Annotated in this window: 18 protein-coding genes; 7 read left to right on the forward strand and 11 right to left on the reverse strand. The window is 47.6% G+C overall.

Translation table 11 applies throughout. The annotated features are described in order from the left end of the window. Positions 1–82: 82 nt before the first annotated feature. Together GK108_RS08705 and GK108_RS08710 are read right to left on the reverse strand one after the other, a co-directional pair. Positions 83–1,444 (reverse strand): sensor histidine kinase, encoded by a 1,362-nt coding sequence (locus tag GK108_RS08705; RefSeq protein WP_163945986.1) that lies wholly within the window; start codon positions 1,442–1,444, stop codon positions 83–85. After that, complete coding sequence (locus tag GK108_RS08710) at positions 1,441–2,130, reverse strand: response regulator transcription factor (protein WP_163945989.1); 690 nt, start codon at positions 2,128–2,130, stop codon at positions 1,441–1,443. The genes GK108_RS08705 and GK108_RS08710 overlap by 4 nt, the downstream gene beginning before the upstream one ends. A 491-nt stretch (positions 2,131–2,621) precedes the next feature. On the opposite strand from GK108_RS08710, the gene GK108_RS08715 reads away from it, so the two are divergent. The 3 genes from GK108_RS08715 (at position 2,622) to GK108_RS08725 (ending at position 6,261) form a co-directional block, all read left to right on the forward strand. Beyond that, the gene (locus tag GK108_RS08715) at positions 2,622–4,091 is read left to right on the forward strand and encodes a M48 family metalloprotease (protein WP_163945992.1); all 1,470 of its coding nucleotides are present in this window, start codon (positions 2,622–2,624) and stop codon (positions 4,089–4,091) included. Between the two features lie 197 nt (positions 4,092–4,288). Further along, entirely contained in the window at positions 4,289–4,426 is a 138-nt protein-coding gene (locus tag GK108_RS08720) for a hypothetical protein (RefSeq protein ID WP_163945994.1), read from the forward strand. 86 nt (positions 4,427–4,512) lie between these two features. Beyond that, on the forward strand, positions 4,513–6,261 hold the full coding sequence (locus tag GK108_RS08725) for an alpha-amylase family glycosyl hydrolase (RefSeq protein ID WP_163945997.1): 1,749 nt from the start codon (positions 4,513–4,515) through the stop codon (positions 6,259–6,261). Between the two features lie 70 nt (positions 6,262–6,331). On the opposite strand, the gene treF is transcribed toward GK108_RS08725, so the two are convergent. From treF to GK108_RS08745, 4 genes are all read right to left on the reverse strand, one after another. Next, the gene (treF, locus tag GK108_RS08730; protein ID WP_163946001.1) at positions 6,332–7,948 is read right to left on the reverse strand and encodes an alpha,alpha-trehalase TreF; all 1,617 of its coding nucleotides are present in this window, start codon (positions 7,946–7,948) and stop codon (positions 6,332–6,334) included. An 84-nt stretch (positions 7,949–8,032) separates the two neighbouring features. Further along, positions 8,033–11,401, reverse strand: a complete 3,369-nt coding sequence (treS, locus tag GK108_RS08735; RefSeq protein WP_163946004.1) for a maltose alpha-D-glucosyltransferase — start codon at positions 11,399–11,401, stop codon at positions 8,033–8,035. Between the two features lie 171 nt (positions 11,402–11,572). Next, entirely contained in the window at positions 11,573–13,918 is a 2,346-nt protein-coding gene (locus tag GK108_RS08740; protein WP_163946007.1) for a mechanosensitive ion channel family protein, read from the reverse strand. Positions 13,919–14,149: 231 nt separating this feature from the next. Next, positions 14,150–14,398, reverse strand: coding sequence for a hypothetical protein (locus tag GK108_RS08745; protein ID WP_163946009.1), 249 nt, complete (start codon positions 14,396–14,398; stop codon positions 14,150–14,152). Between the two features lie 357 nt (positions 14,399–14,755). Here GK108_RS08745 and GK108_RS08750 point away from each other — a divergent pair, with 357 nt between their 5' ends. Both GK108_RS08750 and GK108_RS08755 read left to right on the forward strand, forming a co-directional pair. Continuing rightward, positions 14,756–15,262 carry an RNA polymerase sigma factor gene (locus GK108_RS08750; protein ID WP_163946011.1) on the forward strand — a complete coding sequence of 169 codons (507 nt, stop codon included), beginning with the start codon at positions 14,756–14,758 and terminating at the stop codon, positions 15,260–15,262. A gap of 5 nt (positions 15,263–15,267) precedes the next feature. Next, positions 15,268–15,921, forward strand: a complete 654-nt coding sequence (locus GK108_RS08755; RefSeq protein WP_163946013.1) for a hypothetical protein — start codon at positions 15,268–15,270, stop codon at positions 15,919–15,921. Positions 15,922–15,961: 40 nt separating this feature from the next. Here GK108_RS08755 and bla read toward each other — a convergent pair whose 3' ends face one another. The 3 genes from bla to GK108_RS08770 all read right to left on the reverse strand — a co-directional run bounded on the left by bla (position 15,962) and on the right by GK108_RS08770 (position 18,479). Next, a complete protein-coding gene (gene bla, locus GK108_RS08760) occupies positions 15,962–16,714 on the reverse strand; it encodes a subclass B1 metallo-beta-lactamase (RefSeq protein WP_163946015.1) in 753 nt (250 codons plus the stop codon). 153 nt (positions 16,715–16,867) lie between these two features. Further along, complete coding sequence (locus GK108_RS08765) at positions 16,868–17,224, reverse strand: VOC family protein (RefSeq protein WP_163946017.1); 357 nt, start codon at positions 17,222–17,224, stop codon at positions 16,868–16,870. A gap of 112 nt (positions 17,225–17,336) precedes the next feature. Next, on the reverse strand, positions 17,337–18,479 hold the full coding sequence (locus tag GK108_RS08770) for an aldose epimerase family protein (RefSeq protein WP_163946019.1): 1,143 nt from the start codon (positions 18,477–18,479) through the stop codon (positions 17,337–17,339). 235 nt (positions 18,480–18,714) lie between these two features. Here GK108_RS08770 and GK108_RS08775 point away from each other — a divergent pair, with 235 nt between their 5' ends. Beyond that, a complete protein-coding gene (locus GK108_RS08775) occupies positions 18,715–19,404 on the forward strand; it encodes a hypothetical protein (RefSeq protein WP_163946022.1) in 690 nt (229 codons plus the stop codon). A gap of 2 nt (positions 19,405–19,406) precedes the next feature. Here the strand turns inward: GK108_RS08775 and GK108_RS08780 are convergent, their stop codons facing one another. Beyond that, complete coding sequence (locus tag GK108_RS08780) at positions 19,407–20,087, reverse strand: TetR/AcrR family transcriptional regulator (RefSeq protein ID WP_246224763.1); 681 nt, start codon at positions 20,085–20,087, stop codon at positions 19,407–19,409. Between the two features lie 9 nt (positions 20,088–20,096). Continuing rightward, positions 20,097–21,500 carry a dihydrolipoyl dehydrogenase gene (gene lpdA / locus GK108_RS08785; protein WP_163946025.1) on the reverse strand — a complete coding sequence of 468 codons (1,404 nt, stop codon included), beginning with the start codon at positions 21,498–21,500 and terminating at the stop codon, positions 20,097–20,099. Between the two features lie 253 nt (positions 21,501–21,753). On the opposite strand from lpdA, the gene fabF reads away from it, so the two are divergent. Continuing rightward, the gene (gene fabF, locus GK108_RS08790) at positions 21,754–22,998 is read left to right on the forward strand and encodes a beta-ketoacyl-ACP synthase II (RefSeq protein ID WP_163946028.1); all 1,245 of its coding nucleotides are present in this window, start codon (positions 21,754–21,756) and stop codon (positions 22,996–22,998) included. Positions 22,999–23,003: the final 5 nt, after the last annotated feature.

Raw genomic sequence — 23,003 nt, forward strand, 5'->3', positions numbered from 1 at the left:
GCCTCGTGTTAGAGTGACATTAGAACGAGATTAGAAATTAGATTTTTTGTGATTATTGGTGAAATAATAGAATCATATTGACTTATTGAGGAAGGGTTATGGTAAACGTTGTTCCTTTTTCCGAACCGGAATCTACCTGAATAGTACCCTGGTGAAGTTGAATGATACGATCGGTGAGCGATAGGCCAATGCCATGACCGGGCTTGCCACTTGAATTGCGTCCTCGCTGAAAAGGAATAAAAATATCAGCCAGTTGTTCGGCTGGAATGGCGGGGCCTGTATTGTGGACCGTAAGCTCGATCTGCTTTCCCTGCTTCATTAAGCGTACGTTAGCGGAATGAGTATCGGAAAATTTACCGCCGTTTTCCATAAGATTTAGAAAAGCAATACGTAGTAGCTCCTCGCTTCCTCTGATCCACCAGCCATTCGCTGAATTACTGTCGTTTTCTATCGTTACGTAGATCGTGTATTGCGGATTTAAACGCTCTACTTCAAGATGGACCTGCTTTAACAATACATCCAGTTGAATGGCCCCCATCGGAACGGCAGAGGCATCCATACTGGCTTTTGCCAGCGCCAGTAGTCCGTTTGTCAATCGGTTCAGGCCACGTACATCGTCGAGCACCGAGCGGTGAGTTGCCCGCATTTCGTCGGGATCGTCGTTGGCCAGCAGCGACACTTCCAGCTGTCCCGTAATGGCAGTCAGGGGGGTACGTAGCTCATGGGAGGCATGGGAGATAAAAGCCCGTTGCACCCGAAATGATTCTTCCAGGCGGTTGAGCATCCGATTGAATCGCTGGGCTAGCTGCGTAAATTCATCAATATTAGGTCCTTCCGGCAGCCGGACGGATAAATGAAGCGCATTGATCTCATCAATACGTTTATTGATCTGATTGATAGGTTGTAATACCTTTCCAGCCAGAAAACCTCCGGCCAGAAGCATCAGCAAGGTCATCACAAACCAGCCCATGCCTAAAAGCACAGCCAGGTTATGATTCGATTCGCGGCCAAACGTATCGACGGCTGAAGCGAAAATGACGTAGTGCGTTGGGTTTTCGATAAAAAAAACGCCGACCACCTCCCGTTCCGCATTTTGTTCATACACTTCTTTGTTCTGCCGAACGCGTTTCAGCGTGGCCGCGGAGAAGGTCAGGTGGTCGGTGCCGCTTTCGTATACAAGCTGGTCGGTACTATCGTAAATAACAATTTCTTCCTGCGGTAGGACCGTCAACTGATTTTTGTCCATCAGCTTATACAACGCCGGGCTTACGCGATCCAGTCCGTATAGCAGATGCCCCGCCGTCATGGCTTCAGATCGCAACCGATTCCGAAAAATCGTCTGTCGATGTTGTTCCGCAAACAAGTAAATCAGTACGCAGAAAATAGCCAGTAGCACAGACACTATGCCCGTGAACAGAAAGGCCAGGCGATGGCGAATGCTCATTTTTCTTTCAGTACGTATCCCATACCAACCAGTGTATGGATGAGTTTTACGGGCGAGTCTTTATCGATTTTGGCGCGTAAATAACTGATATAGACGTCGATGACGTTCGTTCCTGTATCGAAGCCAACTTCCCAGACCTGTTCGGCAATATCGACGCGGGAAACAACCCGACCGGCATTTTTCATCAGGTATTCCAGCAAAGTATACTCCCTGGCCGTCAGATCGATTGTTTTTCCCATCCGGCGGGCTACCCGTTCGTGTAGATCGAGTTCCAGATCCGCAACACGTAGCATCCGATCCGAATCGGTGTTGTTTTCGGACCGACGTAGCAGCGCTTTGATGCGCGCCAGTAGTTCCAGAAAGTCGAAAGGTTTTACCAGATAATCATCGGCACCGGCCTCAAAACCCAGCAATTTATCGGCCGTCGTATCCATAGCCGTTAGCATCAGAATTGGTAATTGTTTGTGCCGACTTCGGATATACTGCGCCAGTTCTAAGCCACTGATATCGGGCAGGTTAACGTCCAGAATGGCCAGGTCGAACGACTGCTGGGCTAACAAAAGCTTTCCGGCCTGACCAGTGAGCGCTATTTCGGCCTCATACGATTGTGTTTCCAGGCCTTTCTTAATAAAAGTGGCCACTTTAAGCTCGTCTTCAACTAGTAAAAGTCGAGGTTTTACGTTCATAATGATCAATCAGGTGTATAAACGGCTTTCAAAACCACTGCAACTGTCAACAAAGTAGGTTTAACTGCTAAATTTAGCTAATAAACAATGCATCAGGAAAGGAAGCATTGGTTTCATCAGTGTATAATAAGGTACTAGTAAAAGAAATATTACTTGATGGGCTTAAAGTCTTATCCAGAAATCAACGAGCGTTTTTCTGATCGGTGAAAAGCGGTTAGAGAGGCCTTTTCATCGATCAGAAATTCAGGAGGTTAGCGATTGTTATATAGGATGTATTGTATGAAAGTTTAGTCAAAACTCACTAATTAGGGTTCGATTTCATTTAAAACCGGGAATTTTTCTTAACGTGGATAAGGGTATATACTTAACAACGTCACGATTGAAATCCTGTCAAACAAATACTGGGTGGTTCCGAGTTTATGCTGGATATAAAATAGTCCATGTGCCTTTTGACTTCGGAAAGTCACATGGGGCTTTATGCACATTCTACCATGTATAGACTATCATACCACAAATTACTCACTGTTACCATAGCGCTACTGCTGGTTTGGGCCTGCGCCCGTAATCCAGTTACCGGAAAACGGGAAATAAACCTGATGTCTACTGAGCAGGAAATTGCGATAGGGAAAGAATCACATCCGTCTGTTATTGCTACTATGGGCCTTTATGAAGACAAGGCACTGCAGGCCTTTATGGACGAAAAAGGAAAAGCAATGGCTAAGATTTCGCATCGCCCTGATCTTCCCTACCAGTTTTACATCGTTGATTCGCCTATTGTCAATGCTTTTGCGGTACCAGGGGGCTACGTTTATTTTACGCGTGGTATTTTAGCTCATTTCAATAATGAAGCTGAGTTTGCTGGCGTGCTTGGTCACGAAATTGGCCATATCACGGCCAAACACGCAGCCCGCTCCCAGAAGAGTCAGTTACTCAGCACTCTGGCTCTACTGGGAGGGGCGGTCCTGGCTCCTCAGGTTGTTGGTCAGAACATCGAAGCGCTTCAGCAGGGACTGGGACTTTTATCGCTAAAGTACAGCCGTGATCACGAGTCAGAGTCCGACAAGCTCGGCGTAGAATATTCCAGTAAGATCGGTTATGACGCTAGTCAGATGGCTGATTTTTTTGGCACGCTTAAGCGCATCTCTGACAAATCAGGGCAGGCCATACCTCAGTTCATGTCGACTCATCCCGATCCGGGAAATCGCTTCACGCGCGTACATGAATTGGCAAAAGACTACCAAGCTAAAAACCCCGCTTCTTATCAGGTAAATCGCGATCGATATCTACAACTGATTAATGGCATTATCTACGGAGAAGACCCTAAGCAGGGCTTTGTTGAAAATGGTTATTTCTATCATCCTGAACTGCGGTTTCAATTTCCGGTTCCCAATAGCTGGCAGTCTCAAAACTCACCAAGCCAGTTTCAGATGGTCGCTAAAGACGGTAAATCCGCAATGATTCTCATGCTGGCCAAAGGAAGCTCGCTGGACGAAGCCGCCCAAAATTTAGTAAAAGAGCTGAGCCTGAATGTACTGGAGAGCAATAAAACTACAATCAATGGCAATCCCGCCTATGTACTGATTTCGCGGCAACAACAGCAGCAGCAACAGGGGCAGCAACAAGATCCTAAAACGGCACTCCAGATTGGAACCTGGCTGATTCAGTATAACAACGCCGTTTATGCACTACATGGCCTAGCTGCTTCTGCTGATTTCAATGCTAGTTTTGGTACGTTTAAGCAGGTAGCCGAAAATTTCCGCTCGCTGACTGATCCAGACAAACTCAATCGAAAGCCATCGCGCGTACTCGTAAAAACGTCTCCCCGCGATGGTTCATTCCGCGAAGTGGTAAGTGCGTTGGGAATGCCAGCCAGTCGGGTAGATGAGGCCGGTATACTAAATGGTCTTAAAGCTGATGACCGCGTAGCAAGAGGCACTTTGATTAAGATTATCAGCCAATAGATAACGCCTGCAGTAAATAAATCCGGTTATAATCCTTCGCTTTTCAGCAAAGCCACCTGTGAAGTCTGATGCTACGTATTAAGCACTTGATACGTAGCATCAGACTTTATTTCTAAGAATTTTCTAAGCATTGTTTAAGCTCATCCTAAGGTGTTGAAACGAGATTTGTTGGATAGAATCCCAAACTACGTCTCCACATGAACATTCTAGCGCTACTTACCCGGTCAGTCTTCGCACTCGTATTTTTTGCCTTATCTATGTCAATGATTCAGGTTTGGAAGCTCGGCGAAGACCTGCGAAATCGACTGAATCTGAAAGAATTTTTGTTGCACTAGAAGTACGATTGCCTCATAACCAAGAATTAGTAATCTATATGGCTGATAAATCAGTTTAACTGGTAGCCATCTTAATTCCGTATCTTATGATGAGTCAACCAGATCCAGGCAGACGGACGCTGGGCGTAACGTTTACGGCCGAACAAACCGCTCATGTGGTTGTATGGGCTCCTCTGGCCAAAAGTATTGCCGTTGCTGTCAATAGCGATCCTCAAACAATACCGCTAGCGAAGGATGAAGAAGGGTATTGGCACACCAATACTGAGCAAATTAAACCCGGCGACCTGTATAAGTTCGTAATTAACAATGAGATCGAGTACGCTGATCCTGCAGCGCTTATGTTGCCGCATGGCATATTTGGTTCGTCGCAGGCGTTTGATACAAGTAGTTTTTACTGGGAGGACGAACACTGGATCAATCCCCCCGTTGACGAATACATCATTTACGAACTTGATATTAATGGCTTTACCCCCGAAGGAACCATTAAGGCCATTATCAAAAAGCTGTCGTATCTGAAAAAACTGGGGGTCAATGCAATGTTGATCCGGCCTGTTGTGCCTTTCCCGGAATCGCGCGAACGTAGTGGTGGTTTTTTATACGCCGTTCAGGCTTCGTATGGTACTCCGGCTCACCTGCAGCAGTTAGTCAATGCCTGCCATTTTGAAGGCATTGCCGTTATACTGGATCTGGCTTATAACGGACCCTCTCAGCGCAGAAACATGGTCATTGATACAGGACGTAGTGGCCGTAAACAGAGTGCCCAACAGCACAGAGCTATTCTTGATCAGGAGACTCAGCGCGAAGCCGATCAGCGGTATCTGATTGAAAACGCGCTCATGTGGTTTCGCGATTTTCATGTCGATGCGCTCCGGCTGGAAGATTTTCACGCGCAGGCCGATTGGGAAGAACTACTTCAGTCGATCCGTAGCCACACGAACGCACTGACGAACCAGACAGGACGCCATTATTACCTACTGATTGAGCACGAAACCCCTGGTAAGATCGTATCGGGTTGCGACGATAGTGAACGTAGCGTATCGGTAAAGTCCATCGACGAATCTAATACGTTGGGCTATTATGATGACTGCAAGAATGCCAGGCATCAGTCCAGAGCGTTTCAGGAGAATTACATCTATGATCAGCAGTTTTCGTCGGTTCTGAAGTCGTTTTTTGATCGGGAAGATGACATGAGTCAGGGCGAGCCGATGATTTCGATTTCGCAAAATTGTAATCGCTCTAATAATTATCTCTTCCAAACGTACTCAGATGAATATATCGATCGTGAATCGCTAAAGTTGATGGCGGGCTACATTATGGTGAGTCCATGTATCCCCACCGTATTTATGGGCGAAGAATGGGGCATGGCGAATCCCTTTCGGGAGGTAATGGAAAGTGCACTTGTAGGGAGCGGCTGCTCCGAAAGCACAGTTGCGCAGGTGGAAAAAACGGCCGCTGTAGCCGCGTTGCCCTGGGAGAACCTAAGTCAGTGCGCCGATAAGACATTGTTTAGCTATTATCAGGCGCTTACCCGCCTACGTCGACAACAACCGGCACTTTATCATCTGAATCGTCGGCAAACGGAGACTATTCACGACGAAGAGCAGCAAACCATGATTTTGCATCGTTGGTATAAAAACAACCACGTACTGTGTCTGATGAATTTTTCGCCCGAGAAGCAGACTATGAAAGTGCCTGATCTCTCGAAAGAATGGCAGAAGTTGCTCGACTCGGGCGATCCCGTCTGGCAGGGGCTTCAGGCATCCCCCGATCGACTGGCTGATGCGGATACCATCACGCTGCAACCCGAATCCATTGTTATTTATAAAGCAGTCTAGTTGCTGCCTGAAACGTAACGGGCGTCAATACGTATCAATCGATAAAAGAGGTACGTATTGACGCCTTATACTACTTGGGTTCGGTCAGTAAACGTAGCAACACGCCGTTTGTCCAGCCGAAACCATCCTGATTTGGGTATTCTCCTCCTTTGGCGGCTTCGGTATGAACAACGTCATATTTTTCCACCATCTTACCAGACGATTTATAGACCCGCAAATTTTCGGTTACCCAATTCTTTTTAATCCGATTGGCCAGTGGTAGTTGCTGATAATTGCGTAATCCCTGAATAGCGATCCATTGTAGGGGAGCCCAGCCGTTGGGCGCATCCCACTGTTCGCCTGTCGACGACAACGTAGTAACCAGGCCGCCGGGTTTCAGAAACGACTGTTTCAGCTTGCGGGCCACCGCAACGCTTTGTGGGCCCGTTGCCATTTTTACGAAAAGCGGAAAAACCCCGGCCAATGAATAAATCGATGACTGTTTTCTGGCTACGAAGTCGTAATCGACATAAAACTGGTTTTTAGCGCTCCAGCAGTATCGCTGAATAGCCGACCGGCGCTGTTGAGCCAGTTTGGCGTATTGTTCCGCTTTGGTACGATCTCCTTTTAGCCGGTACGTATCAGCTAGTGTCTGTTCCAGATTAACGAGTAGTGAGTTGAGGTCAACCGGAATAAAATCTGTCGTATGAATAGTACGTAGGTTTTTGCCATTACGAAACCAGCGGCTACTGAAATCCCAGCCCGATTCGGCCGCTGCGCGCAGGTGCCGGTAAAGCACCTGCGGGTCTTTCGCATTCCGGGCAAGCTTTACGTCTTCCCGATACGATTCCGGGCGTGGCGTAGTCTTGTCATCGTAATAGCGATTGAGGAAAACACCATCGTCCAGCCGGACGATACGTCGGTAGGCGGGTTGCTGTGCCGTTAACTGCGCTTTCCCGTCCATCCAGAAGTCATACTCCCGTTGCAATTCAGGCAGGTAACGTAGCAAGACCCGACGGCCCTGCATTTCGCTGAGCAGATTAACCATGTAAGAGAAAAACGGCGGTTGCGACCGACCCAGAAAGTATGTCCGGTTGCCATTGGGAATGAAACCAAAGGTTCGGATCAGGTACGCAAAATTGTCTACCATGTTCTGAATCTGGACTGTTTTACCGGAGGCTCTTAAGCCTAGCATGGTAAAATAACTATCCCAATAGTAAATCTCGACGAAGCGTCCGCCGGGTACTACGTAGGGCTTGGGTAACGCAATCAGGGAGCCGATCTGCTGGCCCTCTTTGAGCGGTGGGCTGGCTGGCCGGGTTAAAATCGGCCATAAACTCTGAATATGCTGTTGAGCTGACTGGCCCGGTTTGCTGGTATAGCCTGACGCTGGCTTAGGCGGCAACGTAAAGTGCTGACTAACAAAATTTTTCAGGTTAAAACCAGGCCGTTGCCGGGCTGTTTCATAGTTGGCTAAAATAGTAGCTGGTGGAAAGGTAGGTGTACAATCGGCAAACGTTTTCGAATCGGGAAAAACGTTGCTAAGCTGAACGGCTTTAAACAACTTGCCAAATTGCTCGTCGGGGCTTAGAAGCGGTTTCTTTTCGGCTACTGGTGTGGTTTTTTTTACGGCGCGCTGGCTTAGAGCCAGATTTGCCGTAAAAAGGTGAAATGTAAGTAATAAAAGAAGTTTGATTGGTTGCAACATAGCGAACGATCGTCTGCATTCCTGCCCAGGCGATCGTCTGGGCAGGAATGGATAGTACTAAAACGGCCTGATTATTCTGTTTATCTACTGACTGATCAACTCTTTTTCCTGGCCAGCCTCCTGAAGCCGTCCGGCATACGGATCAATAATGGACGTAATGATCTGCAGGGGAACGCGGACCCAATCGGGTCGGTGATTCAGTTCGTCGTTTAAGTCAGCAATGGCTCGTTCCAGCAGATACGTTTCCAGCATCATTTGATGATCCTCGGGATGCGGAGGAATAAACGACGCACCCTGTACCGTCTCCAGGTACGCCACCAGGAAAAAGCCGCTCATGTAGTGTGCCCACATGTTGGCATAAGGCAGTAACTGAATGGCTTCCTGGCTGGTAACCTGATTCGTACGCAAAAAACCTTCGTAACCAACGTAGTAAAAAGACCGGATCATGGCCGCTACGTCGCGCAAAGGTGACCGTTTCAATCGTCGTTCGCTATAACTTTTGGTCGAGTCGCCCCCAAAATCCTGAATGGCAATGTCTTTGCCGGTAAGCAGAATTTTATCGAGCTGCAAATTGCCGTGAATGCGGGTCTTAGACGTTTCCAGCTTTTTGCTGTAGATACGCTTCAGTACCGTCAGCACCTCTTCCTGCCGACTAAGCAGTTGCTCAACATCGTTCCGTATATCGTCGGGAAGGCGCTGTAGATTTCGGCGTTGGGTTTGGTAACTTTCCCGAACCAGCGATTGCAGACCTGAAAATAAAGAACGCTGATAATGAAGCGAAAACGCTTCTGGCGCAAAGTCTTTATTCGATTGGTCGGCGGCCAGCGCCAGGTGCATTTCACCGATTCGGGTTCCCAGGAGCCGCGTTTGTTCAGCGGCTCGTTCGCCCAGCAGTATTTGCGTTTCGAGGGGCAGATCGGTGAAGGCTACCGGCTTGCCCAGCGTACCACGTACTGCGTTTGTTGCCAGCGTAAGCTCCGTTGTGTTACGGGCCAGAATCCGCTCGATGTAATTGTTGATCCGTTCCAGTACGTAGCTTTTGCCATCGCCATGACGGGCAATCTGTTCCTGCATCACAGCCAGCAGGACGGGCTCGCCCGACGTAACAATCATCTCAATAGACCCTGAGAGCGGAGGGACGTAATCGTATCCGGCTTTTTCGGACAGAAAGCGGGTTAGTTCCGTATCGGGATTGATGGCTAAATCTACTTTTCGATACAGTTTCAGGTCGAAGCATTGGTCGTAACTGATAGCTACGTAGTCGCGGGTCGACGTTGTGAGCTTTGCTTTTACGTCGCTGTGTTCCTGAACGTATTGACGCAGTTTCGGATTGCTGTGGAAAATCAGTTTATCGTCTGCTCGTCCGGTGTCCTGCGCTATTTTCTGAAGCAACGCCTGCTGAACCTCCGCTAGATAGAGGCCATCGCAAAGCAGCCCCGATTGTTGATCGACTTCCAGATTAGCTAAAATAGCCTGTGGGCAAGTCTGCGCCATCGTTCCGGCCTGGCTATCGGGCGTAAAGGCGAGCACCAACTGATAGATTTCGGGTAATCCACGCTCATAAGACACATCGATCAGGAGCACATAGGCTTCATTATCTGGCAGTGTCAGCGTTGTGTGATTCAGAACGCTGATGCTTTGTATCGTTTCTTTCGGCTTACCGAACCAGGGGGCCCGTAGGAAATAATCGGGCAGTATCGTGGTTTCCAGTTCTTCCAGCGCAGCATCGTCCAGTAATTGATCCAGCGAATTGAGCTGAAGTGTTGGTAACTGCGGTGACGACGCTCCGGCGGTGGCTGTTTTTTCTAGCACGAACCACTGGTAGTCGTGCGGTGCCAGTGTAAAAAAGTAGGACTCATTGTCTGGCACCGCCGGGAAACGGCCCTGACTGAACGCTTCAACAGGCACGTAGCCTTTGAAGCCGGGAAGACTAATTTCGGCGGGCTGAGCGAACTTCGACAGATTGATGATGATCAATAACGTTTCGTCTTCGTACGTACGCGTAAAGGCCAGCACCTTCGGGTTTTCGACCGATAAAAAAGTCATGGTTCCCCAGCCCAGCGCTTTATGTTTTCGACGCAGATGCGTCATACGTTTCGTGAACCAGAATAACGAGGACGTATTGCGCCGTTGCGTTTCCACATTAATTGACTCATAATGATATTCCGGATCAAGAATGATCGGTAAGTAGAGGCTATGTGGATTGGCGTTCGAAAAGCCAGCGTTCCGGTCCGGCGACCATTGCATTGGCGTACGAACTCCATCGCGATCGCCCAGGTAAACGTTGTCGCCCATACCGATTTCGTCGCCGTAATAAATAACGGGCGTACCGGGTAAGGAAAACAGCAGGCTGTTCAGGAGTTCAATCTTTTTGCGATTATTACCCATGAGCGGTGCCAGCCGATGCCTGATACCCAGATTGATACGTGCTCTGGGGTTTTGCGCGTAGGTCTTATACATGTAGTCCCGTTCTTCGTCAGTGACCATTTCGAGCGTTAACTCATCGTGGTTACGTAAGAAAATGGCCCACTGGCAGGTTTCGGGTATGGCTGGTGTCTGGTCGAAAATATCCGTGATCGGATATCGGTCTTCCATCTGCATGGCCATGAACAGGCGCGGCATTACGGGAAAATGATAATTCATGTGGCATTCGTCGCCGTCGCCAAAATAAGACGCTGAATCTTCGGGCCACATGTTGGCTTCGGCCAGAAACGCTACGCCCGGAAAATGATCATCGATATGTTTGCGCAGCTTTTTCAGGAATGCATGCGTTTCGGGCAGATTCTCGCCATTGGTACCTTCCCGTTCAAAGAGATAGGGGACCGCGTCGAGCCGGAACCCGTCGACGCCGAGCTCGCACCAATAGTCGATCATCTTAAAAATTTCGCTCTGAACCAGTGGGCTATCGTAGTTGAGATCGGGCTGGTGATGAAAAAAACGGTGCCAGTAGTATTGTTGAGCCTCCGAATCCCAGGTCCAGTTGGAGGTTTCGAAATCCTGGAAAATGATACGTACGTCTTTGTATTGCGTGGGATCGTCGGTCCAGACGTAGTAGTCGCGTTCGGGCGATCCTTTCGGCGCTTTTCTGGCCCGCTGAAACCACGGATGCTGATCGGAGGTATGGTTAATGACGAGCTCCGTAATCACCTTCAGATTTCGGCGATGGGCTTCCTCCAGAAAAGCCTTGAATTGTTCGATGGTGCCGTAGGACGGGTTTATGGCATAATAATCGGCAATGTCGTAACCATCGTCACGTAGGGGAGATGGGTAGAAAGGCAGTAGCCAGATAGCTGTAACGCCCAGTTCCTGAAGGTAATCCAATTTGCTCAACAGTCCCTGAAAATCGCCAATGCCATCGCCGTTACCATCGCAGAAGGCTTTGATGTGAAGTTCATAAATGACTGCATCTTTATACCAATACAGATTGTCCTGATTTCCTTTTATCGTTGTCATAATCGTATGAGTTAATCGCACGCACTACTGTCGATTGAAGGATCTGTTTTTCAGACCTCTTTCGTCTATAACCAACCAGCTGGACCGGGAAGGGTTTGATCCATTCGATAAACCTGGACTTTCTACTTAAGAAAGTGCTTACAATGGGCTTAGAATTTTCTTAGAAATGCGTTACACCAGTCGTATGGATGCCTCCTTAATGCGCGGTAACAGCTTTCGGAATAGCTGACTTTTAATGGTCGGTTCGCTATAAATGCTGTTGATCCAGATCACTACTTTTAACTCCACACTATCGGCCCCGATCGCGTTGATAATGATGTCGGGCGGCATGGTTTGCTGCGTGCCGTCTACTTCCTGGACTTCCTGACGGATGATGTCCTGGAGAGCTTCCAGATCGGTGTCGGCACCGACTTTTAGTAGCAATTCTGTTTTTAGATACGTATCGCTCGACGACCAGTTTACCAATCGGTTCGATAGCAGATCGGCATTCGGAATAATCACTTCGGAACCTTGTCCCGTAATCATCTTGCTGGAGCGAATACCAATATCCCGAATACGTCCTTTCCGGTCGGCCAACTCGATGTAATCACCGATTCGGAAGGGTTTTTCAAAAAGCAGGATAATACCGGAAATAAAATTATTGACGATGTTTTGCATCCCTAAGCCAATCCCAACGCTAAGGGCGCCCAGCACAACCGTAAACTTATCGACCGAAATACCCGATGCGGCAACGGCCAGCAAAACACCCAGCACAATAATGGCTAACCGCACCAGCGCCAATACCGAACTTACTTTTACAACCTCGTTGCCGGTGGTTGTCGGCAAATGACTTTCACCAAACAGGAGGCCGATATTTTTTTGCAGCAGACTCGATAAGTAGACAATCGCCGAGAACGACAGAATATTACTGAGCGTAAACGTAATGCTGCCAAAGGAGCGTGGCCGGGTCAGAATCTGATAAATAAAGGAATAGATAGTATCGGCAATGCCCAGGTTGATAAAGAACACAAGTAGCCAGAGCGCGATGGCAATAAAGACCAAGCCCTTTTTGAACGATTGCCGGGTTTGATTGCTATTGATGCGGGAAAAGATACCGTTTGAGCTGGCACTGACTTTAATCTGCAACTCCAGGGCTTCCAGAAATATGTCGATAAATAGGCCCAGACCCGTAATCTGTACCAGACCAACAGTTGCCGTAATGCCGAAGGTTTTTGCCAGACTGATTCGCCCGAACACATTGAGCAGAATAGCCAGTAATTGCAGAATCAGATAGATGCGAATAACGGGCCTGATAATGCGGTCGCTGGTGTATTTCCGATGTAATTGTTTGGCGAAGGAAAAACCAATGTAGATGAAACAAACATTCAGGACAATCAGCCAGATGCGAATAAATACGGAATCGCCGACAACGGCATTGGTGATAATCAATACAATATACAGCACCGCATTCAGAAGCCATAGCCGCAATTCCTGCTTGGAGAAGCGTTTCCACAAATGTACGGTCAGGACTACCAGCAGCAGAAACTGGGTAATTTCTATGTATACCGAAGGCGATTGCGGCTCGAAGAGCGGGGCCACGTTGAATAAAAAGATCAGCGAAGCAACAATCGGCATGGGCCGTATGTGCTTAAAATCGAGAGGGCCGATTTTTTCCTTCAGTGGTGGCTGGCTGGCTTTTTTGAAGTTAGAGAACACCCAGAAAAAGAACAGCCCGGCCATGATGATCAGCAGAAAGCGATTGTCCCAGGTAGAGCTGAAAAAGTATTTAAGTATCTTATCCTGACCCTGATAGCTCGATTGCAGAATCGTCTGTACGTTATCGGGCTTGAACGTAGCGGGGGCATCCCATAAATAAGGCGATTCGCGTCGTAGTACGTTCGCTTTCGACTGGCTGACCTGTTCATTAATCGTTGTTTGCAGATTGCTGATTGTCAGGAACGTACCAGATACGTCGGCCAGCAATCGGCTTACGGTGTCGAGCCGGACGCTCGTACGCGTTCCGGCATTCTGTAGCTGAAATTTTAGATCAACTAACTGTTCGGCATACAGCTTTTTGCCCGTCGTGTCCGTACTGACTACGTTAAGCAACGTATCATTGCTCAACGCCAATACCTGATTAAGCTGAGTTTGTAGCTCATTATTGGCTTTGGCCAGGGAGGTTCGCCAGCCAGCCAGTTTTTCCAGCGCGTCGTTCAGAATCAGGCTATAGTTGGAAAGATTTTGAGCGCTGGTTGTTTTTCGATGGGTTTGAACATCCGCAATAACAGGTGCTACCTTCGATTTTATGCTGTTTAGTCCTGATCGAATACGAGTAATACCGTAACTTTTTTTTTCGGTTGCTTTAATCTCCGTAATGATCGACTGAGCTTTCTGGATTTTAAATAATAACGTATCAGGAATCGACTGACCAGATGGCGTAGTCGTAACTCTAGCCGTATCCTGCGCCGATAATGACCAGGAAGCCGTTGTTAATAAAATGAGTATCAGTAGATTGAAGAAAGATCTTATACTAAGCATGCACTAAAGACAGGACTAGATTCACAGATAAAGCAAGAAAACATATTATTAGTTAACTCGCCAATGTGGATGCCTGTTGTAATAAATACGATTTATGTGCCGCTTAATAAACGAAAGGCTCGCCGAAGGAAAGGGTAAATTAGTACCTTTTTATATAGAAAATCGCTCCACTACGTAGAGTCAATACGTAGTGGAGCGATTGATATCGTTTAATCAGCAATAAAGATATTTTCAGTTCGACCTGCCAGGTGAGTTTTGCGCTAATTGTTCCTGAACAGCCCTCGCAAACGCTACTTTATCCATTTTTCGATAGCGCTCAACAGAGGGCCGTTTAGAAGGAGGATAAAACGTCTGATTAATGGTCTGGCAGGCGCCCCATATTTCTGGATTTAGCTTGATTTTGTATTGGCGAATAGGCGTATCAACGCTGAACCACAGATTGATGATGTTGTTAACGGTTGGTTTGATGCGAACGCTCATAGCTTTTCAGTAAGGGTGATCGTTGTTTACTAAGTCGAAAGTAAGTGCTGATCGTCTTTTTTGTAAACAACTTATGGATCAGCGGCTGTAAACCATACATAAGTTGTTCAAAATCCTGGATAAAGCGATAATGCAAGAAGCGTGCTACAGATTCTTGACTGACTGGTTACTTAGTTTTTGGTCTAACGTAGCACTTAGTCGAAAAGACTGACGCAGGTAGTAACAGATAATAGGAGAGAAGGTCGTTTGCTGAAAAAATAATTGTTTAGGTTGTGATATTCGGGACCTCTGTGCGAATAATTGTTACAAAGGTTGACGGGAGTCGGCCTATCGATTCCGAAACGAAATGCAAAGCCAATGACTTCGACCAGGCAGGAGCAGTTCCTACTCCTAATCAATGCCAACAAAGGCCTTATCTATAAGGTGGCCAGAGCTTATTGTAGCGATGCGGAAAACCGTCAGGACTTAATCCAGGAAGTCATCATACAGCTGTGGCAATCGTTTGATCAGTACAACGACCAGTTTAAACAATCGACCTGGATTTATCGGATAGCGCTGAACGTAGCGATTTCTTTCTATCGGAAGGATACCCGCCGGAAGTCCATATCGCTCCCGATAACGGATGACCGACTGTTGACAATCGGTAACGATGAACCCACCGAAACAGAAAATAATATTAATCAGCTTCATCAATTTCTGGCGGAGCTGAAAGAGCTGGACCGAGCCTTAATGTTCCTTTATCTGGAAGAAAAGAGCCATCAGCAGATCGCCGAAATTCTGGGTATATCAACCACAAACGTATCCACTAAAATTGGCCGAATTAAAGAACAACTGAAACGAAAATTTTCAACCCTAACTACGTAGTACCTATGGACGACAAAGACATGATCAATCTCTGGAAATCATACGACAAACGCCTGGAAGAGAGCCTGATACTAAACCGGAAAAACACGGAAGAGATAACTCGAATAAACGTGCAGAACAGTATAGGTTCAATGAAACCAGTCAAACTAGTTATTCTGTTGGTTGGAATTGCCTGGGTGAGTGCTGGCAGCGTACTGGTCGTTAATCTGCTGCGGTTTTCGTTTGAGGAAGTTAGCAAATTCTTCCTGTTTTCGGCAACTGCTCAATTGTTTATTACGTTGCTGGCAATTATAGTTTACCTGTACCAGTTTGTGCTTATTCAGCAGGTTGATAGCAGCGAACCTATTCTGGAAACACAGAAAAAAGTAGCTCAGTTGCAGTCGTCGACGCTTTGGGTAACGCGTATTCTTTTTCTGCAACTCCCCCTCTGGACTACGTTCTACCTAAGTGAGAGCTTGTTTAAAAATGCCAATCTGGCTTTTTATCTGCTTCAGGGATTTGTTACGTTGTCGTTCACATACGCGGCATTCTGGCTCTTTGTCAATATCAATTACGGCAACAGCGATAAAAAATGGTTTCGCCTACTCTTTGATGGCAGGGAATGGACGCCGGTGATCAAATCGATGGAGATGTTGAGGCAGATAGAGGAATACCATTAATTGCCGTTCTATCGATTGCTGGTTACGGGGCTGGCTGTCTTTATCGCTTCTTAGAAGCAGCGTGTTTTTCCAGCAAACGTAACGTATGGTGTAAGGCAGTTGTGTCTCCCCATTCGTCATGACCGGGAACAACAACGGTAGCGCTTCCAAATCGATCAAGCACGCGTCGCATCGAGTTACTCCATTCGTTTAAGTTGGCATCAGCAACGTTTCCCATACCGAAAGCGCCCACACTTTTAACGAAACAGCCACCGTGCAGAATTTTCTGATTGGGTAGCCAGACCACAATGTTGTCGCTGGTGTGGCCTTCTCCGGGAAAATAACAGCGAATAGGAACATCGCCAATTGTGAACGTAGTATCATTAGGCAGAATAGCGTCGGGCGATTCATAGCCTTCTTTTACGGATTTTTGGGCCGTTAACGGTGTACTGATTACCCGAACATTGGCTTTATGGAGTTCACTGATTCCGCCAACCCGATCGTCGTGGAAATGCGTAACAATGCAGAGTCGGACTGGCTGGTGCAGATTGTCGGTAACCCATTGGAGGATCTGCCGTGTGTTGTCGGTATCTTTTTCGGTATCCCAACCCGTGTCAACCAGGACAATGCCATCATTTGTTTTGATGATCAGTCCATTAGACTGGACGGCGCTATTCTGGTAAATGCCGTACGTAACGTGGACGTAAACCTGATCGGTAAGTTGAGTAACCGACAGTTTGGGTTTTTGTATCGTCTGGGCATAAGCCAGACCAGACAACAGCTGAGCAATTATAAGCAGCGAAAAAAAACGCATGGTGAAGTCAATGGTATTGAGTTGACTACTAGAGCAGATTGGCGTGAGAGCAGTAGTACGTCAGGCTACGGTTATCGTGCGTAAAGATATGAACGAAAGAACAGACTGAATTCACTACGCTAATCTTACCATTGACCTTTTATTCAGAGGTTATTATGGGCAGAATTCCAGCAATTCGATCCGGTTGTCGAATGGATCACGAAAGAAAAAACGGTCGCGACCATCAATTTCTGAGGAATACTCAAGCGTTATGCCTTTTGATTCCAGCTCCTGTTTGGCTGATTGGAGGTCAACGACTTCGAAGGCGGGGTGGCGTTTCGAATAGTTGCCGCCCGCTTCTTCGCGAAGATGCAGCTGAATATCACCCATCTGAAACCAGATGGCACCAGCCGGATGATTACCGGGAATTTCTTCCAGCTCTAATTGAGAGCCGTAAAAATGTCTTGCCTGAGCAGTGGTGCCTTCTGGTATACAAACCAAAATATGGTCTAGTCGCTTAAATTGGATCATCTGGCTATAAAAAGGCGCTGCCTGTCAAGTTTTCGTTGAAATCTGGCAGGCAGCGAATAAACGTGCAAACTACGATAGAACGGTTAGCTAGTCAAAACGAGCCGGAATTGATTTACTTAACCGAAAACTTGTAAATCGTTGTGCTTTGAAAGGTTTCGTTGGGACGTAGCACGGTGCTGGGAAAATTGGCGTGGTTGGGTGAGTCGGGGAAATGCTGCGTTTCCAGACAAACACCAAACCGGCGACTGAGGGGAATACCCTCTTTGTTTTTCAGGTTGCCGTTCAGGTTATTAGCCGTATAGACCTGTACCGCTGGCTCGGTCGTAAACACTTCCATCAGTCGGCCACTAGTCGGTTCGTAGACCGTAGCACCCAATTTTAATTTTTTCGACTGATCCGTAAAGACCCAGCAATGGTCATACCCTTTGCCGTAGCGGATCTGGGTATTCGTGGTGTCGTTGATACGTGTGCCAATGGTGGTTGGTTTTCTAAAATCAAAAGGAGTTCCGGCAACCGACAGAAGTTCGCCCGTTGGAATCTGTTTAGGGTCAGTAGCCAGAACCTTGTCGGCTGCAACCATCAGTTCGTGATTCATCACATCTTGTTTTAAACCACTTAAATTGAAATAAGCATGGTTCGTGGGGTTAAACACCGTGGCTTTATCGGTCGTTGCCTTATAATCGATACGTAGCGCATTGTCTTTCTGGAGCGTATACGTAACGGTTACTGACAAATTGCCCGGATACCCTTCTTCGCCATCTTTCGAGAGGTAGCTGAGCTGGACCGCTGGTTCCTTTCCGTCAATGGCCTTCGCCGTCCAGATTCGTTTGTCGAAGCCGGTTGGGCCGCCGTGAATATGATTTCCATTATTGTTCTGAGCGAGCGTATATTCCTGGCCATCGAGGGTAAATCTTCCGTTAGCGATACGGTTGCCATAGCGGCCAATAATGGGCCCCAGGCTGGGTGTTCCCTTGGCGTAATCAGCAAAAGTCGGTACGCCTAACGTAACGTCTTCCTGTTTGCCTGCTTTATCTGGAGTCGTTATCGAAACGATATAACCGCCATAGTTGGTGATTTTTACGACCATTCCGGCTGCATTGGTCATCGTAAACAGATCGGCTTCGCGGCCGTCGGGGAGTTTGCCAAATACGGTTTTTTCAATGCCTGCTTTGGGGGCCTGACTCGATTGGGGAAGTTCGTGTGTCATGCTACGTACTAGAAAGGTGCTGGCTACAAGAAGAGCAACGAGTTTCATATGGGATGAGAATGTTTTGTCAGACGATTGGGCAGGCCCTGCGCCCTGCAATAAGCACCTTCCTGCACAAATTTACCCCATTGGTCAGCCCATGTGCTACGTTCCTTGATCTATTAACCACTAACGCGAAATATAGGTAACCTACGAATTGCAAGCCTATATTTGACGACTGATCATTACGGACAATGGTACGATTGCGAACGGTTCCGCAGCGGATGATTAATGGATTGATTAAATGACTTGCTATCGATTTGCTTCTCTTGTTTGTTGCCTGATCGGCCTGGCCTGGCTTTGTGCTGGATGCCGGATCAATCAACAATCGACAAATCTGGAACCTGATTTTTATCGGGCTCTCTATTCTGGTCGCCCGGATCTTCAACGCAAACGTGTGTATGTTGTCGACAAAGGGGATACGTTGCAACTGATTAATCCTGAAACAGATAGCCGGGAGAATGTTGCCTCCGAAACGTACCGCCCCTGGAGCTTTTACAGTGCTGAAGTAGATGTTGATGTGTTTACGTTGCCTTTCAAAGTAAGACCAGCGCAGGGTAATTTGCCTCCCCAGCTGAATTCTAATTTCAATGCCGCCGTGTATCTGGGCAAGCGGCTGGATTTTCATCGGTATCGCTGGCAGCAGGTAACGCCAACGATGGAGGTTCGGCAACTCTATAGCCGGGGTTTTGGCTACGGTATTTTTGCGGGATTGGGCTCAGCAACTATCAATGATGTTGTTACGCGTAATCAATTAGGGTTTGAATACGAGGGGGTTGTGCTCAACGGCGGTGCCGCTGTTATTTACGATGCGCGAATCTTTAACGTTGGCCTGGCACTGGGCGTTGATCATCTGATTGATAAGAACCGCCAGCTCTGGGTCTACCAGCACAGACCCTGGTTTGGGGTATTGTTTGGCCTGAACCTGAATTGAGGCTATTTTTTTAATTGCTCGATCAATAGCTCCACCGTTTTCAGGACCTTATCCAGACTCGTAGGCATATTGGTCGCCTGCGCAATCATGATGCCGCCTTCAATCAGAGCAATCATTGATAGGGCAATACGTTCGGGCTCGACATCCTCCTTAAATTCACCGCTGGCGACTCCTGCTTTGATCAGGTCAATAATCCCCTTTTTCCACTGCTGGAGCGCTTTCGCTGCTCGGTCTTTCAATAAGTTATTGGTGTCGTCGGCCTCAACGGCGGTGTTCAGAATAGGACAGCCGCCCTGTATGAAGGGTATCCGGAAAAAAGTACGATACACATCCGAATACACGAGCAGCTTCTGGCTGTAGGTGTTTGCCTGATCCAGATGCTGCTGAATCCGACCTTTAACTTTCGACAGATTATAGTCAAAAGCGGCCAGGGCCACTTCCTCTTTGTTCTCGAAATTGCCGTAAATGCTACCTTTCGTTAAGCCCGTGGCATCGGTCAGGTCGTTAAGCGACGTACCTGCGTAGCCCTTTGTATTGAAGATGCCAGCGGTCGTCTCAATAATAAACTGACGAGTGCGCTCGGCTTTTGAGAGTTTGGTTGTCATCTTGTTGTCTGTTAAACCGCGAATCATGACTCTGTGGGTAGCCAACACAACAAAGTCATGATTCGTTTTTCGATTCATTCTGTAAAGTTAGATATTGATAGCTCCCTGTCCAGAAGCCTGCAAATAAGCATCTTTTAGCGCTTCGGCATAGGTAGGATGCGCATAACTGATCTTTCCCATCTCCAGGTCGGTTACTTCATACTCCATAGCGACCACTGCCTGAGCAATGACGTCTGCTGCACGAGGGCCAATCACATGAACACCCAGTATTTCGCCGTATTTCGGATCAGAAAGAACTTTTACGAAACCTTCGGTATCCATCGAAGCCCGAGCGCGGGCACTGGCCGAATACGGAAATTTACCAACCCGGTACGTAGTGCCTTCCTGTTTTAGTTCTTCTTCGGTGCGACCGACAGAAGCTACTTCGGGCCAGGTGTAGACCACGCCCGGAATTAAACCGTATTTGATATGGGGCTTCTGTCCGTTAATGACTTCAGCTACAAATGTACCTTCATCTTCGGCTTTATGCGCCAGCATCGGTCCGGCAATTACGTCGCCAATGGCATAGATCGTTGGAACAGCCGTCTGCAAGTGATCATTGACCTTGATTTTTCCATTGCGTTCTGTTTCGATACCGACCGCTTCCAGATTCAGATCTTTGGTATAGGCGCTACGTCCAACGGCAACCATGCAATAATCGGATTTGATTTCCTGTTGGACACCGGCCTGATCCTGATACGTTATCAAAGCCTGATCGCCCTGATTGACGGCTGACTGAACACGGCTGCTGACCAGTATGTTGATCCCTAATTTGGCCAGCGATCGGGCCAGCGTTTTGCCCAGCTCTCTATCCATTGTTGGAATCAGCGAGTTGGTGTATTCAATGATGGTGACTTCGGTTCCCAGACGGGCGTATACAGAAGCGAGTTCAACGCCGATAACACCACCGCCGATGATGACCAGCGATTTAGGTAGTTGACTGAGCGAGAGGGCTTCGGTCGACGTAATGATACGTTGTTTGTCGATCACAACGCCTGGTATGGAGGAGGGTTTTGAACCGGTAGCAATAATGTAGTACGTCGATTCGAGAACAGTTTCGCTATCCGCCGTTTTGACGCGAAGGCTCGTTGCGTTGATGAAGCTGCCAACTCCCTGATAAACATCAATCTTGTTTTTCTTCATCAGGAAATTCAGGCCGGAGGTGTTCTGGCCGACTACCTGAGTTTTCCGTTTTATAAACTGCGTAAAATCCAGACTGAGCCCGTTTACCTGAATACCATGCGTACTGAATTGTTGCTGAGCCTGGTGGTAGTGTTCAGAACTGTCCAGTAAGGCTTTAGCGGGTATGCAGCCTACGTTGGTGCAGGTGCCGCCTAATGTCGCATATTTTTCGATAATGGCCACCTGGTAGCCGAGTTGAGCGGCACGAATAGCAGCTGTGTAACCCCCAGGGCCGGAGCCTATAACGACGATATCGTAGGTTGATTTCATTGTGATAAAATAACGATTGGTATTTAATGGTGAATGCGTGGTTATTGGTATAACGTAGCGCGAATCGATTTTGTCTCGTTAATTGTAAATAAAATCAAAAGTTTATCGCCGTCAATTGAAGAACTTAATAGCTGTATAATAATGTTTGCTAAATACTGAATGGTATAAAAACAAAGTTTTTGCCATTTTTGCTTCGTCGAGAAGCTGCTCGTCTGTAAAGCCAGACGAGCGTATCATAAATTAGACATAGACAATGTTACGCCGAGTTGTAATTACAGGTGTTGGGGCCTTAACCCCGGTTGGTCATGACGTTCCGACGTTCTGGCATAGTGTTTTACAGGGGCAAAGTGGAGCCGCAACCATTAGGGGTTTCGATGCTTCTTTGTTTCGCACCCAGTTTGCTGCCGAGCTTAAAGACTATAATCCGTCTGCTTATCTGAGTCATTCGGATATCAAACGGACCGATTTATTTACTCAATATGCGCTGATTGCCTCAGATCAGGCCATAAAAGACTCGGGTTTTGAGCTGGATAAAATGGACCCATTTGATGTGGGCGTTATTTGGGGAACAGGTCAGGGTGGTATGGATACATTTGAGGAACAGGTTAAAGAGTATACGCTTGGCAACGGTCAGCCACGCTTTAGTCCGTTTTTCATTCCGAAGCTGATTCCTAACATGGCCTCCGGGATGATTTCGATACGTAACGGGTATATGGGAATCAATTACACGACCATTTCAGCCTGCGCTACGTCCAATACGGCTCTGATGGATGCGTTCAATTATATCCGGTTGGGGAAAGCAAAAATCATCGTTAGCGGTGGTTCCGAAGCGCCTATCACACCGGCTTCCTTTGGCGGCTTTAGTGCCATAAAGGCCATGTCGACGCAGAACCACGATCCTAAATCCGCTTCCCGGCCTTTCGACGTAGAGCGCGATGGTTTTGTTATGGGCGAAGGTGCCGGGGCATTGGTGCTGGAAGAATACGAACATGCCGTTAAGCGGGGAGCGACTATTTATGGCGAACTGGTTGGCGCTGCCATGACTGCCGATGCCTACCATATGACGGCTACGCATCCCGAAGGAATCGGCGCAGCGAAAGCGATGCAACTCGCGTTGGCAGAGGCTAATCTGACCATTGACGATGTCGATTACCTGAATGCACACGCTACGTCAACACCCGTCGGGGATCTGTCGGAACTGAAGGCGGTACGTAGCATTACGGGTGGTAAAGAAACGAAGCTGAAAATCAGCGCAACTAAGTCCATTACGGGCCATTTGATGGGGGCTGCTGGTGCGGTAGAGGCCATTATCTGTCTGTTATCCATGCGCGATAACGTTATTGCGCCGACGATCAATACGACCACGCTGGACCCGGCTATCCCCGACAATCTGACCATTGTGACAAAAGACGCCATTTCGGCAACCGTAGATGTTGCGATGAGCAACGCGTTTGGCTTCGGTGGGCATAATGCAACTGTTGTTTTCCGGAAAGTATAAGCAAC

It is taken from the genome of Spirosoma terrae, from assembly GCF_010435915.1.
Taxonomy (GTDB): domain Bacteria; phylum Bacteroidota; class Bacteroidia; order Cytophagales; family Spirosomataceae; genus Spirosoma; species Spirosoma terrae.

Excerpts from the sequence above, each read along its gene's own strand:
- GK108_RS08725 (WP_163945997.1), top strand. The coding sequence starts at position 4,513 with ATGATGAGTCAACCAGATCCAGGCAGACGGACGCTGGGCGTAACGTTT.
- GK108_RS08780 (WP_246224763.1), bottom strand. The coding sequence starts at position 20,087 with ATGAATCGAAAAACGAATCATGACTTTGTTGTGTTGGCTACCCACAGA.
- treS (WP_163946004.1), bottom strand. The coding sequence starts at position 11,401 with ATGACAACGATAAAAGGAAATCAGGACAATCTGTATTGGTATAAAGAT.
- GK108_RS08740 (WP_163946007.1), bottom strand. The coding sequence starts at position 13,918 with ATGCTTAGTATAAGATCTTTCTTCAATCTACTGATACTCATTTTATTA.
- lpdA (WP_163946025.1), bottom strand. The coding sequence starts at position 21,500 with ATGAAATCAACCTACGATATCGTCGTTATAGGCTCCGGCCCTGGGGGT.
- treF (WP_163946001.1), bottom strand. The coding sequence starts at position 7,948 with ATGTTGCAACCAATCAAACTTCTTTTATTACTTACATTTCACCTTTTT.
- GK108_RS08710 (WP_163945989.1), bottom strand. The coding sequence starts at position 2,130 with ATGAACGTAAAACCTCGACTTTTACTAGTTGAAGACGAGCTTAAAGTG.
- GK108_RS08770 (WP_163946019.1), bottom strand. The coding sequence starts at position 18,479 with ATGAAACTCGTTGCTCTTCTTGTAGCCAGCACCTTTCTAGTACGTAGC.
- GK108_RS08755 (WP_163946013.1), top strand. The coding sequence starts at position 15,268 with ATGGACGACAAAGACATGATCAATCTCTGGAAATCATACGACAAACGC.
- GK108_RS08750 (WP_163946011.1), top strand. The coding sequence starts at position 14,756 with ATGACTTCGACCAGGCAGGAGCAGTTCCTACTCCTAATCAATGCCAAC.
- GK108_RS08745 (WP_163946009.1), bottom strand. The coding sequence starts at position 14,398 with ATGAGCGTTCGCATCAAACCAACCGTTAACAACATCATCAATCTGTGG.
- GK108_RS08775 (WP_163946022.1), top strand. The coding sequence starts at position 18,715 with ATGACTTGCTATCGATTTGCTTCTCTTGTTTGTTGCCTGATCGGCCTG.
- GK108_RS08765 (WP_163946017.1), bottom strand. The coding sequence starts at position 17,224 with ATGATCCAATTTAAGCGACTAGACCATATTTTGGTTTGTATACCAGAA.
- GK108_RS08720 (WP_163945994.1), top strand. The coding sequence starts at position 4,289 with ATGAACATTCTAGCGCTACTTACCCGGTCAGTCTTCGCACTCGTATTT.
- bla (WP_163946015.1), bottom strand. The coding sequence starts at position 16,714 with ATGCGTTTTTTTTCGCTGCTTATAATTGCTCAGCTGTTGTCTGGTCTG.
- GK108_RS08715 (WP_163945992.1), top strand. The coding sequence starts at position 2,622 with ATGTATAGACTATCATACCACAAATTACTCACTGTTACCATAGCGCTA.
- GK108_RS08705 (WP_163945986.1), bottom strand. The coding sequence starts at position 1,444 with ATGAGCATTCGCCATCGCCTGGCCTTTCTGTTCACGGGCATAGTGTCT.
- fabF (WP_163946028.1), top strand. The coding sequence starts at position 21,754 with ATGTTACGCCGAGTTGTAATTACAGGTGTTGGGGCCTTAACCCCGGTT.